The organism is Cellulosimicrobium sp. ES-005 (genome assembly GCF_040448685.1).
Lineage (GTDB): Bacteria > Actinomycetota > Actinomycetes > Actinomycetales > Cellulomonadaceae > Cellulosimicrobium > Cellulosimicrobium cellulans_G.
Window position 1 is genome coordinate 84,846 of sequence record NZ_CP159290.1, and the last position, 17,002, is coordinate 101,847.

Here is a 17,002-nt window from a genome sequence, read left to right on the forward strand (position 1 = left end):
GACGACCGAGCGGTGGCAGTGATCACCGGAGCGGCGGTGGGGGACGCGCTGGGGGGCGCCACCGAGGGCTGGACCCCCGAGCAGATCGAGGAGCGCCACGGGGGGCGCGTGACGGGGATCGTCGAGCCCTGGTACCCGAACTGGCAGGACGCGCGTCCGATCGCGCCCTACCACAAGGGCGACGGGCACGTCACGGACGACACCCTCATGACGCGCGCGCTCGTGGAGGTGTACGCGAAGCGGCGCGAGCACCTCGACGCGTACGCGATGGCCGAGGACCTCGTGCCGCTCATGATCGGCGAGCCGCGGTGGATCCCCGAGCTCGAGTCGACCGCGCTGCTGCTCCAGCGCGTGTTCCTCGCCGAGAAGTGGATCGTCGCGCGCCTGCACTACGGGCACGTCGACCCGCGCGAGGCGGGCGTCGGGAACGTCGTCAACTGCGGCGCGGCGATGTACGTCGCGCCCGTCGGCCTCGCGAACGCGGGCGACCCCCGCGGCGCGTACGCCGAGGCGATCGACCTCACGGGCGCGCACCAGTCGAGCTACGGCCGCGAGGCCGCGGGCGTGTTCGCGGCCATGGTCGCCGCGTCCGTCGCGCCCGGGGCGACGGTCGACGACGTCGTGCAGGCCGCGCTCGACGTCGCGCACGACGGCACGGCCGCCGCGCTGCGCGCCGTCGTCGACGCCTTCGACGGCTGGACGACGGCGCCCACGACCGACGAGGAGGAGCGCGCCCTCGCGCGGCTGATCCGCGACACGGTCGCGCCGTTCGACTCCGTCGGACCCGCGTACCGGCAGATGTCGATGGACGCGCGGCGCCCGTCGCGCACCAAGTCCATCGAGGAGCTGCCCGCCGCGCTCGGGTTCGTGCTCGGGCACCGCGGCGACTTCCGCGGCGCCGTGCTCGGCGCCGTGAACTACGGGCGCGACGCCGACTCGATCGCCGTCATGGCCGGTGCCGTGTGCGCCGGGCTGGGCGGGACCGCCGTCGTGCCGGACGAGTGGCTCGACGCGATCGAGGACGCGAGCCGCATGGACATCCGCGAGACGGGTCGCCTCATGGCGTCCGCGGCGGCGGACATCCTCCGCTCCGACCGCGAGCGCGCCACGTCGCGCCTGCGCGCGCTCGCCGAGCTCGGCGGCGCGTCCGTGGACGGGAGCGGACCCGGCGTGCCCGACGGCGCGGCGCAGCCCGCGCGGGCGGGTGACCCGGCGTGAGGCTCACCTGGGCCCAGCCCGAGGACCTCCTCGCGCACGAGCTCGTCCAGGCGACGGCGGAGGGCAAGGACCCTGCGGCGCTCGTCGACGTGCGCGAGCGCTGGACCGCTGCGGGCGGGGACCCCGTCCCCGCGGTGAGCGGTGCCGGACCGGTGCCCGCGACCCCGGCGCTCCGCACGCTCGCGCGCGACCTGCTCGTCGAGCTGGACGCGCTGCCCGCGGCGCCCGCGCCGCACGAGCCCGACGACTGGGACGCGATCCTCGCCACGCTCCCGGCGGCGCCCGGCCTGCCGACCCGCCCGGGCGCCGTCGGGTCCTCCGACGGCCTCGCCGCCGGCGCGGCGACCGGAACCGCCACCGCCGCCGACGCCGCGTACGCCGACCGCGTGCTCGGCGCCTGGACCGGCCGCGCGGCGGGCTGCCTGCTCGGCAAGCCGGTCGAGAAGATCCCGCGCGCCGGGATCGAGGAGATCCTGCGCGCGACGGGCCGGTGGCCCCTCGACCGCTGGTTCACCGCCGTCGGGCTGCCCGACGACGTCGCCGCGCGCTGGCCGTGGAACCGGCGCAGCGCCCCGACGTCGCTCGAGGAGAACATCGACGGGATGCCGGAGGACGACGACCTCAACTACCCGATCCTCGCGCTCGCCCTGCTGGAGCGGCACGGGCGCGGCTTCACGACCGACGACGTCGCGCAGCTCTGGCTCGACGCGCTGCCCGCGGGCCGCGTGTTCACCGCCGAGCGCGCCGCGTACCGCAACATCCTGGACGCGCGGCCGGTGCCGGAGACGGCGACGCACCACAACCCGTTCCGCGAGTGGATCGGCGCGCTCATCCGCACGGACGTGCTCGGCTGGGTCTCGCCCGGCGACGTGCGCGAGGCCGCGCGCCTCGCGTGGACGGACGCGCGCCTGAGCCACACGCGCAACGGCGCGTACGGCGCGATGTGGGCGGCCGCGCTCGCGTCGGCGGCGATGGTCTGCGAGACGGTGGACGAGGTGCTCGACGCGGCGGACGCCGTCGTGCCGCCGGGCAGCCGCCTGGCCGCCGCGATCCGGCTCGGCAGGGACGCGGGCCGCGACGGCGACGCGTCCGAGGCGGGCGTGCGCGCCGGGCTCGACGCGATCCACGCCGCGTACGGCGACCTGCACTGGGTGCACGTGCTCAACAACGCCGCGGTGATCGCCTACGCGCTCACCGCGGGGCGCGGCGCGGACGGCCGCGGCGACTTCGGCGCGAGCGTCGCGATCGCCGTCACCGCGGGGTGGGACACCGACTCCGCCGGCGCGACGGTCGGCGGCGTGGTGGGTGCGCTGCAGGGCGTCGACGGGATCGGCCCGCAGTGGACGCGCCCGCTCGACGGCCGCATCGCGACCTCGCTGCCCGGTGGCGAGCAGAGGATCGTGGACCTCGCGGCGCGGACGGTCGCGCTCGCGACGGTCCCGGTCGTGGTGGCCGGGGGAGCCGTGCAGGGTTCCGCGGAGGAGGTACGGGCATGAGCACGACGGTGGACGGGGAGCAGGGCGCCACGGTCCCGGGCGGGTCGGGACGGGTCGTGGTCGTCGGGTCGGCGAACGTCGACCTGGTCGTCGACGTGCCGCGGCACCCCGGTGGCGGCGAGACCATCCTCGGCGGCGAGCTGCGGCGCAACCCCGGCGGCAAGGGCGCGAACCAGGCGGTCGGCGCGGCGCGCGCGGGCGGTGCCGAGACGACGTTCGTCGGCGCGCTCGGGCACGACGACGCGGCCGACCTGCTGCTCGCGTCGCTCGACCGCGGCGGCGTGCGGACCGACCTCGTCGAGCGCGGGGACGCCGCGACGGGCACCGCGCTCATCACCGTCTCGCCCGACGGCGAGAACGCGATCGTCGTCGCGCCCGGTGCGAACTCGCACGTGACGGTCGGCGCGGCGCAGGCCGAGCGGATCGCCGCCGCGGACGTCGTGCTCGCGCAGCTCGAGATCCCGCTCGACGTCGTGCGCGCCGCCGCCGCGGCGCGCCGACCGGGCGCGCTGCTGGTCCTCAACGCGGCGCCGTCGCGCGACCTCCCGGACGACCTCTGGGCCGCGATCGACGTGCTCGTCGTCAACGAGCACGAGGCTGCGGACCTCGCCGGGGCTGACCTCCGTGCGGCGCCACTTCCCGGAGACGTGCAGGGCGTCGAGGGCGCTCCGGGTCCCGAGGGGGAGACGGCGGGCGACGTCGACCCCGAGGGCCTCGCCGGGCTCCTGATCGAGCGGGTGCCGGCCGTCGTCGTGACGCTCGGCGGCCGGGGCAGTCTCGTGCTCGAGCGGCTGCCCGGCGGCAAGCTGCTCACCCTCGTCCCCGCGATCGCCGTCGACGCCGTCGACACGACGGGTGCGGGTGACACCTTCTGCGGTGTCCTCGCCGCGGCGCTCGCTCGCGGCGCCGACCTGCCCGACGCCGCGCGGCTCGCCGCCGCCGCGGGCGCGCTCGCGGTGACCCGGCCCGGGGCGCAGGACGCCGTGCCCGACGCGGCGGACGTCGTCGCGCTCGCGCGGCGGGCCGAGGGCCTCACCCGACCGACCTGAGCCTGTTCACCGCACGACCGAGCGCGGGCCCGGCCCGCCGAGGGAAAGGCACCATGACCTACACGTTCGACCCGCTGGTCCCGCGCCCGATCGACCTGCCGACCGAGGTCTCGCTCGACGGGCCGCTCACGCCCGAGCAGTCCCTCGCGCTCGACGAGGCGAAGATCTTCGTCGGCCCGGCCGACCCCGCCGACCGCCCGGCCTGGCGCGAGCGCCTCGCCGCGTGGCGCGACGACGCGCGCCGCCGCCACGGGTACACGGGCGCCGCGTACGACCGCCCGGACGCGGCGTGGGCCGCGGGGTGCTCGACGGTCGCGCAGGTGTGGCTGTGGGACGAGCTGCTGTACTCGTTCGAGGAGCACCGGTTCACGCCGGAGCGGTTCCTCGCCGACGCGCGCGAGCGGTTCGGCGGCCTCGACGCCGTGGTGCTGTGGCACGCGTACCCCGTCATCGGGATCGACGACCGCAACCAGTGGGACTTCTACCGCGACGTCCCGGGCATCGTCGACCTCGTGCGGACGTTCCACGACGCGGGCCTGCACGTGTTCGTCGACTACAACCCGTGGGACGTCGGCACGCGCCGTGGCGACGACGACCTCACCGAGCTCGCGGCCGTCGTGCGCGACCTCGGCGCGGACGGCGTCTTCCTCGACACGCTGAAGAAGGCCGAGCCGGAGCTCGTCGCGCGGCTCGAGGCCGCGCGCCCCGGCATCGTCCTGGAGGGCGAGTCCAAGCTCCCGGTCGAGCGCATCGAGGACCACTCGTCGTCGTGGGCGCAGTTCTTCGCCGACTCGCCCGTGCCCGGCGTGCTGCGCGCGCACTGGTACGAGCGCCGGCACATGCAGCACCACGTGCGCCGCTGGCACCGCGACCACTCCGAGGAGCTCCAGTCCGCGTGGCTCAACGGCGTGGGCGTCATGGTGTGGGAGGTCGTGTTCGGCGTGTGGGTCGGGTGGTCGCGGCGCGACGCCGCGACGGTCAAGCGCCTCGTCACGGTCCAGCGCGCGGCGCGACCGCTGCTGCTCGACGGCGAGTGGACGCCCCTCACCGAGCTCGCCCCCGAGGCGGAGGAGGCGGGGGTCTACGCCTCGCGCTGGGACCTCGACGGCGTGACCCTGTGGACGCTGGTCAACCGCGGCGAGTCCGACTACGACGGCCCCCTCCTCCCGCCCGACCACCCCTCCCGCCGAACCCTGGATCGTTCCTCGGCCGGGGCCGTCGGTGGGGAGGAATCCCGGGTTCGGCGGGGCGTGCGGGTGCCGGGGCGGGGGATCGCCGCGGTGCTGTGCGTGGCGGACGGCGTCGGCGAGCCCGACTGGCTGCCGCACCTGCGCGACGCGGTCGCCGCGCTCGACGAGACCGCGCCGCACGACCCCGACGCGCGGTTCCCGCACCGCCTCGCGCGGCGTCTCGCACCCGCTGCCGAGACCGTCGCGGCTCCCGGGGCGAGCGGTGCGCCCGGGGCGGGGGCCGTCGTCGTGCCCGCGGGGCCGTACGTGCTGACCGTCCGGTACCGGGCGCGCGAGACCGGGATGTACCAGGGTGCGCCGTACGTGGACGAGTGGAAGCCGCTCCCGCCACGTCTGCACGACGCGCGGACCCTCCAGCGCGACGGCGAGCTCGCCGCCCCGGTGGCGGTGGGCCCCGACGTGACGAACGCGGAGTTCGCGGAGTTCCTCGCGGCCACCGGGTACGCGCCCGCCGTCGCGCACCGCTTCCTCGCGCACTGGGTCGACGGCCGTCCCGCGCCCGGCACGGAGGGCGAGCCCGTGACGTTCGTCGACCTCGACGACGCGCGCGCGTTCTGCGCGTGGCGCGGCGGGCGCCTGCCCACCGAGGACGAGTGGCAGCTCGCGGCCGAGCAGCCCGGCTGGACGCGCGGCGAGCCCGCCGTGTGGAGCTGGACGGGCTCCGAGCACTCCGACGGCCGCACGCGGTTCGTCATGCTCAAGGGCGGCAGCGACCACCGCGCCGAGGGCTCCGACTGGTACGTCGAGGGCGGGCGCCACGCGGCCGACTACGCCGTCAAGCTCCTCGTCCCCGGCCTGGGGCTCGCGCGCGGCGCGACCGTCGGGTTCCGCTGCGCGTGGGACCTCGCCGCCGACCAGCCCGCCGAGGAGGTGACGGCATGACGGACGCACCGCGCGTCTCGCGCGACCCGGCCGCGGGCGCGCTCGCGGGCCTGCGCGTCGTCGACGCGTCGACGCTGTTCGCCGGGCCCATGGCGGCGATGCACCTCGGCGACCTGGGCGCCGACGTCGTCAAGGTCGAGCACCCCACGAAGCCCGACCCGTCGCGCACGCACGGTGCCGCGAAGGACGGCGTGAACCTGTGGTGGAAGACGCTCGGGCGCAACAAGCGCACCGTCACCGCGAACCTCGGGAGCGACGGCGGCCGCGAGGTGTTCCTCGCGCTCGTCGCCGAGGCGGACGTCGTCATCGAGAACTTCCGGCCCGGCACGCTCGAGCGCTGGGGCCTCGGCTACGACGAGCTGTCCGCGCGCAACCCGCGGCTCGTGCTCGCGCGCGTGAGCGGGTTCGGGCAGGTCGGGCCGTACCGCACCCGCCCCGGGTTCGGCACGCTCGCCGAGGCGATGAGCGGGTTCGCCGCGATGACCGGCGAGCCCGACGGCCCGCCGACCCTCCCGCCGTTCGGGCTCGCCGACGGCGTCGCGTCGCTCGCGACCGCGTTCGCCGTCATGGTCGCGCTGTCCACGCGCGAGCGCACCGGGCACGGGCAGGTCGTCGACACGGCGATCATCGAGCCCATCCTCGCGATGCTCGGGCCGCAGATCACGCGCTGGGACCAGCTCCGCACCGTGCAGCCGCGCACCGGCAACCGGTCCGCGAACAACGCGCCGCGCAACACCTACCGCACGCGCGACGGGCAGTGGGTCGCGGTGTCGACGTCGGCGCAGTCCATCGCCGAGCGCGTGATGCGCCTCGTCGGGCGCCCCGAGATCGTCGACGAGCCGTGGTTCGCGAGCGGCGTCGAGCGCGCGCAGCACGCCGACCTGCTCGACGAGGCCGTCGGCGGCTGGATCGCGCAGCGCACGCGCGACGAGGTCGTCGCCGCGTTCGAGGAGGCGCAGGCCGCCGTCGCGCCGATCTACGACGCCCAGGACATCGTCGACGACCCGCAGTTCCGCGCGCTCGGCACGATCCACGAGATCGAGGACCCCGAGCTCGGGCCGATGCTCATGCAGGGCCCGCTGTTCCGGATGTCCGAGAACGACGGCGTCATCCGCTTCACCGGCCGCGCGCACGGCGCCGACACCGACGCCGTGCTCGGCGAGCTCGGCTTCTCGCCCGAGCGCGTCGCGGAGCTCCGGGCGGAGGGCGCGGTATGAGTGCGGGCGCTCGGCCGGGTCCGGGAGACCGGCGCGCGTCCCGGGCCGGTGCGCCGCCGCTGACCTTGCTGTACGTGCCCGCGGACCGGCCCGACCGGGTGGCCAAGGCGCTCGGGTCCGCGGCCGACGTCGTGCTCGTGGACCTCGAGGACGCCGTCGCGCCGGCGCGCAAGGACGAGGCGCGGGGGAACGCCGTCGGGCTGCTGGACGAGGCCGCCGCCGCGCGCGGGGTCCAGGTGCGGATCAACCACCCCGCGACGCCGTGGCACGCCGCCGACGTCGCGGCCCTCGCCGGGCTCCCGCTCGCCGTCGGGGCGCGCGCGCCGAAGGTCGAGTCCGCCGACGAGGTGCGCGCGCTCGCGGCGGCGCTCCCCGGGCGGGCGCTGCACCTGCTGGTCGAGTCGGCGCTCGGCGTCGAGCGGGCGTTCGAGCTCGCGACGGCGTCGCCGCAGGTCGCGTCGCTCGGGCTCGGCGAGGCGGACCTGCGCTCCGACCTGCGGGTCGACGACGAGGCCGGGCTCGCGTGGGCGCGCAGCCGGGTCGTCGTCGCGGCCCGGGCGGCGGGGCTGCCGTCGCCCGCGATGTCCGCGTTCACGCACGTGCGCGACCTCGCCGGGCTCGCGGCGTCGTGCCGCGCCGGGCGGTCGCTCGGGTTCTGCGGCCGCACCGCGATCCACCCCGCGCAGCTCGACACCATCCGCGACGCGTTCCTCCCGACCCCGGACGAGGTGGCCCGCGCGCACGAGGTGGTGGACCGCGTCGGCGACGCCGCGGCGTCGGGCACGGGCGTCGTCGCGCTCGCGGACGGCACGTTCCTCGACGTCGCGATGGTCGAGCGCGCGCGCACCGTGCTGGCCCTGGCGGACCGCCGCCCGGCCGGCTAGCGCCCCGGCGCCGAGCACGACCCTGCGCGCCGCCGACCACGACATGAAGGTCGATATCGACCGGATAGCGACCCTCATGTCGTGTTCGGCGCGTGGGGGAGGGGGAGGGGGGAGGGGGCAGCACATCAACGGATCTCGACGAGGAGAACACGATGGACGGAGCACCACGGCCGCACCGGCGGCCCGGGACGACGGCGGTCGGGACGGCGCTGGCCCTCGCGGTCGGCCTGGGCGGGCTGGGGCTCGCGCTGCCCGCGACGGCCGCGGAGCAGGGCACGGTCGAGCCGGGGCGGGTCGCGGACTCGGCGGCCGGGCCGATCGACTACACGGTCTACCTGCCGCCCGGCTACGACGACGCCGCGCAGGAGTACCCCACGCTCTACCTGCTGCACGGCCGCGGCGACACGCAGGCCGCGTGGCAGCAGGTCACGGGCGACCTCGACGAGCTCATCGGGGCGGGCGAGATCCAGCCGATGGTCGTCGTCATGCCCGACGCGCCGTGGAACGACCGCGGCTCCTGGTACACCGACTCGCTGTACACCGGGGACGCGACGGGCGCCGGCGCGGGCACCGCGGTCGAGACGGCGTTCACGCGCGACCTCGTCGCGCACGTCGACGCGACCTACCGCACGGTCGAGGACCGCGAGGCGCGCGCCGTCGGCGGCTACTCCATGGGCGGCGCGGGCGCGCTGCGGTTCACGCTCGCCCACCAGGACACGTTCTCCGCGGGCATCGTGCTGAGCCCCGCCGTCTACGTGCCGCAGCCGCCCGCGGACTCCTCGGCCCGCGACCACGGCGGCTACGGCGTCGGTACCGCGCCGTTCGACGCCGACCGGTACACCGAGCTCTCGTACCCGACGGCGCTCGCGGCGCTCGACCCGGCGCTCCCGGTGCACCTGTTCGTCGCCGTCGGCGACGACGAGTGGGCCAACCCCGACCCCGCCGAGGCCACGCACGACATCGACTTCGAGTCCGCGCGCCTCTACAACCAGGCGCGCCGCGTCCCGGGCGTGACGGCCGAGCTGCGCGTGCTCGACGGCGGACACGACTGGGACGTCTGGCGGCCCGCGTTCCGCGAGGGGGTCGTCGACGTCTCGGCGCGCCTGCGCACCACGCCCGCCGCGCCGTGGGACGCCGAGCTCCTCGGCTCCGCGGGCGACGACCGCGCGGGCGGGGTCGCGGCCCTGCCCGACGGCGGGACCGCCGTCGCGCTGAACCTCGCCGGTGCGTGGGACGGGTACGAGCCCGCGGGCGGGCTCGACACGGTCGTCGTGCGGCGTGACGCCGACGGTGCCGAGGTCTGGCGGCACGCGGTCGCGACGGCCGCGGACGACCGCGCGTACGGCGTCGTGCCGGGCGCCGACGGGGGCGTGCTCGTCGCCGGGTACACCAAGGGCGACCTCGACGGCGCCCACGCGGGCACGACGCGCGACGACGGGTTCGTCGCGGCCGTCACCGCCGACGGCGAGCGCGCCTGGACGCTGCAGACCGGCGACCCCGGCGCGGCCGACCGCTTCTACGCCGTCGCGCCCGACGGCGCGGGCGGCGCCTACGTCGCCGGATACACGAGCGGTGCCGTGGGCGACGCGCCGAGCGCCGGGGACAAGGACGCGCTGGTCGGGCGGGTCTCCGCGGCGGGCGAGCTGCTGTGGCTGCGCCAGGTGGGCGGGCCCGGCGAGGACAAGGCGCTCGCGGTCGCGGCCTCGCCCGACGGCGCGGTGTCCGTGGGCGGGGTGTCGGGCGGCGGGATGCCCGGGGCCGAGCGTGCGGGCGCGAACGACGGCTGGGTCGCGCGCTACGGCGCGGACGGCGAGCAGGAGTGGCTGCGCGCCGTCGCGACGAGCGAGAACGACCAGGTCAACGGCCTCGTGGCGCGGTCCGACGGGTCGGTCGTCGCGGTCGGGCACACGCGCGGCGGTCTCGGCGAGGACGGCAACCTCGGGGACAACGACGTCGTGGTGCGGGGGCTTGACCCCGCGGGCGAGGTCCTGTGGACGACGCAGGTCGGCACGTCGACCGACGACCGCGGCGTCACGGGCGTCCTCGGCGCGGACGACACCGTGCTCGTCGTCGGCACGACGTACGGCGCGCTGGGGACGGCGGTCGGCGGGGTCGACGTCGTGACGATCCCCGTCGCGGCCGACGGCACCCCGGGCGAGGCGACCCAGACCGGGTCGCGCGAGCGCGACGGCGCCGACGAGTGGGACGACGCGAACCTGTTCGCGGCCCCTGCCCCGGCCTCCGGGCCGGAATCGGACGACCCAGCCGGCACGACCGGCGAGGGAGCGGCGTTGCTCACCGGGCTCACGTACGGCGCCCCCGCGGGCACGACCAACGCGGGTGCTGCGGACGTGTTCGTCGCGCGCGTGCCGTGGGACGCCGTCGTACCGGGCTCCGGCACGGGCGAGCCGCCGCTGACCGTCACCGCCGAGTCGCGGTGCCTGGCCGGGAAGGCCTACGTCGCGGTGCGCGCCACGAGCACGGCGGACGCACCGGTCGACGTCGAGCTCGCCACGCCGTACGGCACACGGATCGTCGCGGACGTCGCGCCGGCGGCCAACGCCTACCAGTCGTTCCCCGTCCGGGCGACGACCGTCCCCGCGGGCGAGGCGACCGCGACCGCGGACGGCCGCGCCGTCGTCGTCCCGTACGCCGCGCTCGCCTGCGCCTGACCGCTGCTGCCGCCGACCACGACCCCGCGCGCGGTCGAACACGACGTTGCTGTCGTTATCCGCCGGATAACGACAGCAACGTCGTGTTCGGCGCGGGGTGGGGGGGCGGGGGGGCGGTGGTCAGCAGGTGAGGTGGTCGCCCGTCGTGGTGCCGACGATCTCGACGTAGTGGCGGAAGAGGCGGACGCGGTTGTTCATCTGGCGCGGGTTGCCGCCCTCGCACTCGAGCGGGCCGTTGATGGACCGGATGGTCTCGGCGAAGCCGTGCTCGCCGACGATCGCCTCGTGGCACGTCATCGAGGCCGTGCCGGGCTGCGTGTTCCAGTACCAGAGCGCGGTCTGCCACGCGACGGTCGGGTCCTGCTCGACGAGCCACGGGTCGGCCAGGAGATCGATCCCCAGCGCCTCGCCGGCCGCGCGGTAGTTGAAGTTCCAGCTCAGCTGGAGCGGGCCGCGGCCGTAGTAGGCGTCCTGCCCGGCGGGGCACCCGTACGGCTGCGCGGGGTCGCAGTAGTGCGGGTAGTTCGCGGTGTTCACCTCGACGACGTGCACCAGCCCGTGCGTCTCGTGGCTCACGTTCGCGAGGAACGCCGCCGCCTCGCGACGGGCGACGCGGTCGCCGCCCGTCGTCGCGAACTCCGGGTACGCGGCCGTCGCGGCGACGAGCCCCGCGTACGTGTAGAACGTGCTCCGCTCGGGGAACATCGCCTCGAACTGCTGCTCGGTCACGACGAACGTCGGCGGGGTGGCGGCGGTCGGCGTCGGGTCGGTCATGGGTCCCCCTCGTCGGGTCGGCGTGGGCGCAGCATCGCGCCCCGACCCACCCTAGGCGATTCGTGAGGAGACCTGCGTAACCCGGAGGCGCTGCCCGCCGCTGCCCGTGGCCCGCGGCCTGCGGCCCGCGGCTCGCACCGAGCACAACGCCACCCGCCCTCGAGCACGACATGAGGGTCGCTATCGGCTGGATAACGACCCTCATGTCGTGCTCGGCGGCTGGGTGTCAGAGAGTCAGGCGCACGTCGTCTCCGGGTAGGGCGCCGTCGACTTCGTCTGGACGGCGTGGCCGTCGACGTTCTTGTACGCGACGAGCGAGACCTCGCCGGCGTCGAGTGTCTTTCCCTTGACCGAGAACGTCTTCTCGACCGTCTCCCCGGCGGGGATCTTCGTGAACTTGTGCTCGCCCGAGACCGTCGTGACCCGGACGTCGATCGGTACCGTGTCGGTGTTCGTCACCGAGGTGGTCAGCCAGAGCTGCTTGCCCGCCGCCTTGCACGACGGCGTCGCCGTGCCCGTGAAGAGGACGCTCGTGGACCCCGGCTCGGCGCCGATCGTGGCCGCCGTCGCGGACTGGTCGAACGACGCGTCGCCGTACGTCGCGAACCAGCCCTGCGCCGTCGCGAAGTCCTCGGTGAAGGCGCGCGACAGGAGCAGCAGGAGCCGCGCCTTGACGGCCGTGAGGTCACCGCCCGCGATGATGCCGTTCCCGCCGCCGTACGACGACCCGGACCCGGTGCGCGTCGTCGAGACGAACCAGACGCCCTTGTCGCGGATCGCCGCGGTGCGGGCCTGGCTCATCGCGGACGAGATGCCCCCCGCACCCGTGCCCGCCGTGACGATGCCCCGGACGCCCGCGTTCGCGAACGCCGCGACGCCCTCGCCCCCCGCCTGCTGGTAGGACGTGACGATCTCGACGCGCGGCAGGGCCTTCGGGTCGACCTTCGCGAGGTCGAACGGCGTGAACCACTCCTCGGTGTCGCACGCCAGCACGCGTGCCGGCGCGCGGCCCAGCGTGATGTTGTCGCCGTCGATCCAGCCGAGCACGCCGTACTCGCGCGTCTGGAACGTGTCGGTGCGGTAGGAGTTCGTCTTGGTGACCTCGCGGGCCGCCTGGATCTCGTCGTTGAGCATGAGCACGGTGCCGAAGCAGAACGTCTGCTGCGACGCCGCGACCTTGATCGCGTTGTACAGGTTCGCGGGCGCGTCCGTGCCGAACACGAGGCTCGAGTCCGGCCCGGCGCCCGACCCCCACGGGCGCATCGAGCCGGACGTGACGACGGGCTTGCGCGACCGCACCGTGAGGTCGAGCCAGTACGCGAACTCCTCCTGCGTGTCGGTGCCCGTCGTGACGACGACGGCGTCCGCCGTCTCGAGCTGCTTCTCCACCTCGAGCGTGAGCGCGTGGAACTGCTCCATCGAGTAGCCCGACGAGCCGGCGTTGCCGAACTGGACGGCCGTGACGTCGGCGACCGCGTCGAGCTCGGGGCGCAACGTGTTCAGCATGTCCTCCATGAGGTACGTGCCGGCGCGGTAGCTCGTGAACGTGTCGCGGCCGGTCGCCTTGCCGGCCATCGTGCCTCCGGTCGCGACGACGACGACCTTCGGCTTCTCCGCGGCGGCGGTCGCCGTCGCGGTCGCGTACTGCGCGGACGCGATGCCGAGCGGGTTGGCCGGGGCCGTCCCGGCGGCGAGCACCGGCGCCGCGGCGCCCTCGGCGCGCGCGGCGGCGGCCGACGCCCGGGAGTCGGCGACGGTGTACGCGACCGTCGCGGCGAGGGCCGCGCACGCGAGGACGAGCGCGACGACGGCCGCGACGGCGCGGCCGGACAGGGTCAGGGTGAACGTTCTCAACAGGGGGCCTTCCGTCGGGGGGAACATCTGGCCCGCCCGACGCTAGGGACCGTGTGTTGCCTGATGGTTGCCTGGACGTAAGAAGTACTCGCGTACCGGATCGGCGGGTTGCTGTCCCGCCGACGGGCGCCGACCCTCGGGCCGCGGTTGCCCCGGACGCGGGGCGGGTCCAGCCTGGCGAGAGGGGCCGGCGTCGGTCCGGCCCGGTCAGGAGCCGGTCATGGACGACCGCGACGCCGCCCTCCTGCGGGCGCACGAGCACGCCGCCGCGTGGCTCGACTCCCTCACGACGCGGCCGGTCCCGCCGCAGGCGACCGTCGGGGACGTCGTCGCGGCGCTCGGCACGGACCTGCCCGACGGCCCGACGAGCGCCGCGGACGTCGTCGACCTCCTCGCGACCGCGTGCGGCCCCGGCCTCACGGCCATGCCGTCCGGCCGCTTCTACGGCATGGTCATCGGCGGCAGCCACCCCGCGGCGCTCGCCGCCGACTGGCTCACGAGCGCGTGGGACCAGAACTCCGCGCTGCGCACCGTGACGCCCGCGCACACCGCCGTCGAGGACGTGGCGAGCGCGTGGCTGCTCGACCTGCTCGGCCTGCCCGCCACGGGTGCGGTCGGGTTCGTCACCGGCGCGACGACCGCGAACTTCACGGCGCTCGCGGCGGCGCGCGGCGAGGTCCTGCGGCGTGCCGGGTGGGACGTGCGTCGCGGCGGGCTGACGGGCGCCCCGCGCGTCCGCGTGCTCGTGGGCGCCGAGCGGCACGAGTCGGTCGACCTCGCGCTGTCCTACCTCGGGCTCGGCGCGCCCGAGGTCGTGGCCGCGGACGACCAGGGCCGCATCTCGGTCGCCGCGCTGGAGGAGGCGCTGACGGACCGGGGCTCTACCTCGCGGGACCAGGGCTCTACCTGGGCTGACCGGGGCTCTACCTCGGGGGACCAGGGCTCTCCCTCGCCGGGGACGGCGGACGGCCCGACGATCGTCGTGCTCCAGGCGGGGAACGTGCACTCGGGGGCGTTCGACCCGTTCGACGCGGCCGTCGAGGTCGCGCACCGGCACGGCGCGTGGGTGCACGTCGACGGTGCGTTCGGGCTCTTCGCCGCGGCGTCGCCGTCGTTCCGCCACCTGGTCGCGGGGTACGAGGCGGCGGACTCGTGGGCGACCGACGCGCACAAGACGCTCAACGTGCCGTACGACTGCGGGCTCGCGATCGTCGCGGACCCCGCGCCGCTGCGCGCAGCGATGGGGATGCACGGCGACTACCTCATCCAGAGCGACACGGGCGACCCGCTCGACAAGGTGCCCGAGCTCTCGCGCCGCGGGCGCGCGTTCCCGGTGTGGGCGACGCTGCGCGCCCTGGGGCGTTCCGGGGTCGCGGAGCTGGTGGACGGCTTCTGCCGCCACGCGGCCGCGTTCGCCGCGGGCATGCGGGCGATCGACGGCGCGGTCGTGCTCAACGACGTCGTCTTCACCCAGGTGTGCGCGGCGTTCGGGGACGACGCGCGCACGCAGGAGGTCGTGCGTCGCGTGCTCGACGACGGGACGGCCTGGATGTCCGGGTCGCGGTGGCACGACCGCGCGGTGCTCCGCGCGTCGGTGAGCTCGTGGGCGACGACGGACGACGACGTCCGGGTGAGCCTCGACGCCCTGCGCCGCGCCGCGTCGTCGGGGTGAGGCCGGGCACCGACGTCGAGGTCCGGCGCGGTCCGGACCGGCTCGGCCCCGCCCGCCCCCGGCCCCGGGAGCGGCGCCTACACTCGCTGCCGTGCCGACCGCCGAGGACCTCGCCGCCGCCGTCCGTGCGCGCACCGACGGGACGCCGTACCGGATCGTCGACGAGCGTCTGGACGGGTTCACGCTGCGTCTCGACCGCCCGGACGTGGCGTGGTGGCGGATCTTCTCGCACAGCTACTACGCGACCCTCGTCACCCACGAGGTCCGCGTCCTGCCGGACGGGCTGCGGGTCGAGCTCACCGACGTCGTGCGGGACACCCACTGGGCCCTCGACGCGGACGGGCGGTTCGTCGAGCCCGAGCGGGGCTGGGTGCGCTCCGTCTCGCGCGGCAGCATCAGCTCGACGTTCACCGCGTCGATCGCCGACGACGAGTCGGGGGCGCGGACGCGCGTCCTCTTCGACACGGCGGCCGGGCGCCGGATCGTCACCGAGGCGGCCCAGAGCCTCGGTCTGAGCGTCGGCGCGTCGGCGCGGAACCGCGCCGCGACGATCGTCAGCCTGGTGGCGGCGGGCGTCGGCCTGGCGGTCGCCCTGGCCGCGGCGGTCCTCGCGCTCACCCTCGGGAGGGGCTGACGGCCCGACGCGCAGAGCCCCGGCACGACGCGGCCCGGGCGTCCCCGCCGCAGCGGGAGGCGCCCGGGCCCTGCAGCAGGGCGGTCAGCGACCGCGGTGCTTGCCGAGGTCGACGCGCACGAGATGCCCGTCGGGCGGCGTCGTCTCGTCCGGGGGCAGTGCGTTCGTCGTCGCGAGCAGGCCCGTGCCGTCCCACTCCAGCCCGGCGGGCAGCGGGACCTCGACGACCGTGCTCGGGCCGCGCTTGCCGACCTGCGAGATCTTGCCGCCGAACAGCTCGGCCACGTAGACCGTCCCCCGGTCCGTCACGGCGAGGTTCGTCGCGCCCACGAACCCGGACCCGAGCGGGCGCACCTTCCCCTTCCACGGGTCGACCGTGTAGACGGCGCCGCGCGCGCCGAGGCTCGCGTCCTCGGGCCCGCCGGGGAGCGTCGTCACGTAGAGCACGCCACGGGGACCCACCTCGACGTCCGTGGGGACGGGCTCGAACCAGTAGGTCTCGCCGACGGCGCAGTCGGGCCACCCGACGGCCGCCGCGGCCTCCACCGTCACCACCGCGGGCTGGGCGGGGAGGACGGCCACGGTCCGGACCTTCCCGCGGTCGCTGATCGACAGGATCGCGTTCGCGCCCGCGTCGGCGACGTAGGTGGTGCCGCGGGACGAGGCCGTCGCGTACGGGTGGGAGTCCGCGATCCCGGTGTACAGGCCCGGGATGGGCACCGGAGGCACCTGCGCGACGCAGGCCGGGTCGGTCTCGCGCAGGCCGTACGTCACGCCGGCGTCGGGGTTGTTCGCCTGCTCGTACGCGAACGTGTCCGCGAGGACGCGGGGCGTGCCCGTCGGGTTCCCCCAGCGGTCGGTGCGCAGCGTCGAGACCTCCGACGCGACCGGCCCCTCCTCGCCGAGCTGCGTCTCGGTGAACGTGATGCGGCGGTCGGCGTAGGAGACGCCGCCCACCTCGCCGCCGTCCGGCGAGGCGTAGAGCACGCTCGGCGTGCCGTCGCGCCCGACGGCCGTGAGCAGGCCGGGGAAGTTCTGGGTGACGTAGGTCGTGCCGCGTGGTCCGGCCGCGAGGCTGAGCGGGGTGACGAGCCCGGTCGCGACGTCGGTCACGGTGGGCGGGCGCGGGTCGGGCTTTCCGCCGCCGTGCGCGACGGCGGGGCTCGCGACGAGGACGAGGGCGGCGGTCGCGGCGGCGACGCCTGCGGGCAGGGTGGTGCGGAGTCGTCTCATGGGTGCTCCTGGTCCGGCGGTCCGGGGCGCGGCGGGGGTGTCGTCGCCGTGCCGCGGAGGCGGCACGCGCGCGTCGCGCCGGGGACGTGGGTGGGTGGTCGTCGGGCCGGACGACGTGGCGCGCCGCGGGCGTGCCGTGCGACCGGCGTGGCGCCGGCCGGGAGTCT

At 76.1% G+C, this 17,002-nt stretch carries 12 protein-coding genes; 9 read left to right on the forward strand and 3 right to left on the reverse strand.

The window, feature by feature from the left end; all coding sequences use genetic code 11:
- Positions 1-12: 12 nt before the first annotated feature.
- The 7 genes from ABRQ22_RS00330 (at position 13) to ABRQ22_RS00360 (ending at position 10,668) form a co-directional block, all read left to right on the forward strand.
- Positions 13-1,218: an ADP-ribosylglycohydrolase family protein gene (locus tag ABRQ22_RS00330; RefSeq protein ID WP_353708175.1), complete on the forward strand. Its 1,206-nt coding sequence runs from the start codon at positions 13-15 to the stop codon at positions 1,216-1,218.
- Positions 1,215-2,714: an ADP-ribosylglycohydrolase family protein gene (locus ABRQ22_RS00335; RefSeq protein ID WP_353708176.1), complete on the forward strand. Its 1,500-nt coding sequence runs from the start codon at positions 1,215-1,217 to the stop codon at positions 2,712-2,714. The genes ABRQ22_RS00330 and ABRQ22_RS00335 overlap by 4 nt, the downstream gene beginning before the upstream one ends.
- Positions 2,711-3,763 (forward strand): ribokinase, encoded by a 1,053-nt coding sequence (locus ABRQ22_RS00340; protein WP_353708177.1) that lies wholly within the window; start codon positions 2,711-2,713, stop codon positions 3,761-3,763. The genes ABRQ22_RS00335 and ABRQ22_RS00340 overlap by 4 nt, the downstream gene beginning before the upstream one ends.
- 53 nt (positions 3,764-3,816) lie before the next feature.
- On the forward strand, positions 3,817-5,895 hold the full coding sequence (locus ABRQ22_RS00345) for an SUMF1/EgtB/PvdO family nonheme iron enzyme (RefSeq protein ID WP_353708178.1): 2,079 nt from the start codon (positions 3,817-3,819) through the stop codon (positions 5,893-5,895).
- Positions 5,892-7,112 (forward strand): CoA transferase, encoded by a 1,221-nt coding sequence (locus ABRQ22_RS00350; RefSeq protein ID WP_253054470.1) that lies wholly within the window; start codon positions 5,892-5,894, stop codon positions 7,110-7,112. Before ABRQ22_RS00345 ends, ABRQ22_RS00350 begins: the two co-directional genes overlap by 4 nt.
- A gap of 74 nt (positions 7,113-7,186) precedes the next feature.
- The gene (locus tag ABRQ22_RS00355) at positions 7,187-7,996 is read left to right on the forward strand and encodes a CoA ester lyase (RefSeq protein ID WP_353708179.1); all 810 of its coding nucleotides are present in this window, start codon (positions 7,187-7,189) and stop codon (positions 7,994-7,996) included.
- 152 nt (positions 7,997-8,148) lie between these two features.
- Positions 8,149-10,668: an alpha/beta hydrolase-fold protein gene (locus ABRQ22_RS00360; RefSeq protein ID WP_353708180.1), complete on the forward strand. Its 2,520-nt coding sequence runs from the start codon at positions 8,149-8,151 to the stop codon at positions 10,666-10,668.
- 120 nt (positions 10,669-10,788) lie between these two features.
- Here the strand turns inward: ABRQ22_RS00360 and ABRQ22_RS00365 are convergent, their stop codons facing one another.
- Positions 10,789-11,442, reverse strand: a complete 654-nt coding sequence (locus ABRQ22_RS00365) for a chitinase (RefSeq protein WP_353708181.1) — start codon at positions 11,440-11,442, stop codon at positions 10,789-10,791.
- Between the two features lie 234 nt (positions 11,443-11,676).
- The gene (locus tag ABRQ22_RS00370; RefSeq protein ID WP_253054462.1) at positions 11,677-13,296 is read right to left on the reverse strand and encodes an asparaginase; all 1,620 of its coding nucleotides are present in this window, start codon (positions 13,294-13,296) and stop codon (positions 11,677-11,679) included.
- A 220-nt stretch (positions 13,297-13,516) separates the two neighbouring features.
- Here ABRQ22_RS00370 and ABRQ22_RS00375 point away from each other — a divergent pair, with 220 nt between their 5' ends.
- Both ABRQ22_RS00375 and ABRQ22_RS00380 read left to right on the forward strand, forming a co-directional pair.
- A complete protein-coding gene (locus ABRQ22_RS00375; RefSeq protein WP_353708182.1) occupies positions 13,517-14,968 on the forward strand; it encodes a pyridoxal-dependent decarboxylase in 1,452 nt (483 codons plus the stop codon).
- A gap of 91 nt (positions 14,969-15,059) precedes the next feature.
- Entirely contained in the window at positions 15,060-15,602 is a 543-nt protein-coding gene (locus ABRQ22_RS00380; protein WP_353708183.1) for a hypothetical protein, read from the forward strand.
- Between the two features lie 84 nt (positions 15,603-15,686).
- Here ABRQ22_RS00380 and ABRQ22_RS00385 read toward each other — a convergent pair whose 3' ends face one another.
- Positions 15,687-16,835 (reverse strand): ScyD/ScyE family protein, encoded by a 1,149-nt coding sequence (locus ABRQ22_RS00385; RefSeq protein WP_353708184.1) that lies wholly within the window; start codon positions 16,833-16,835, stop codon positions 15,687-15,689.
- Positions 16,836-17,002: the final 167 nt, after the last annotated feature.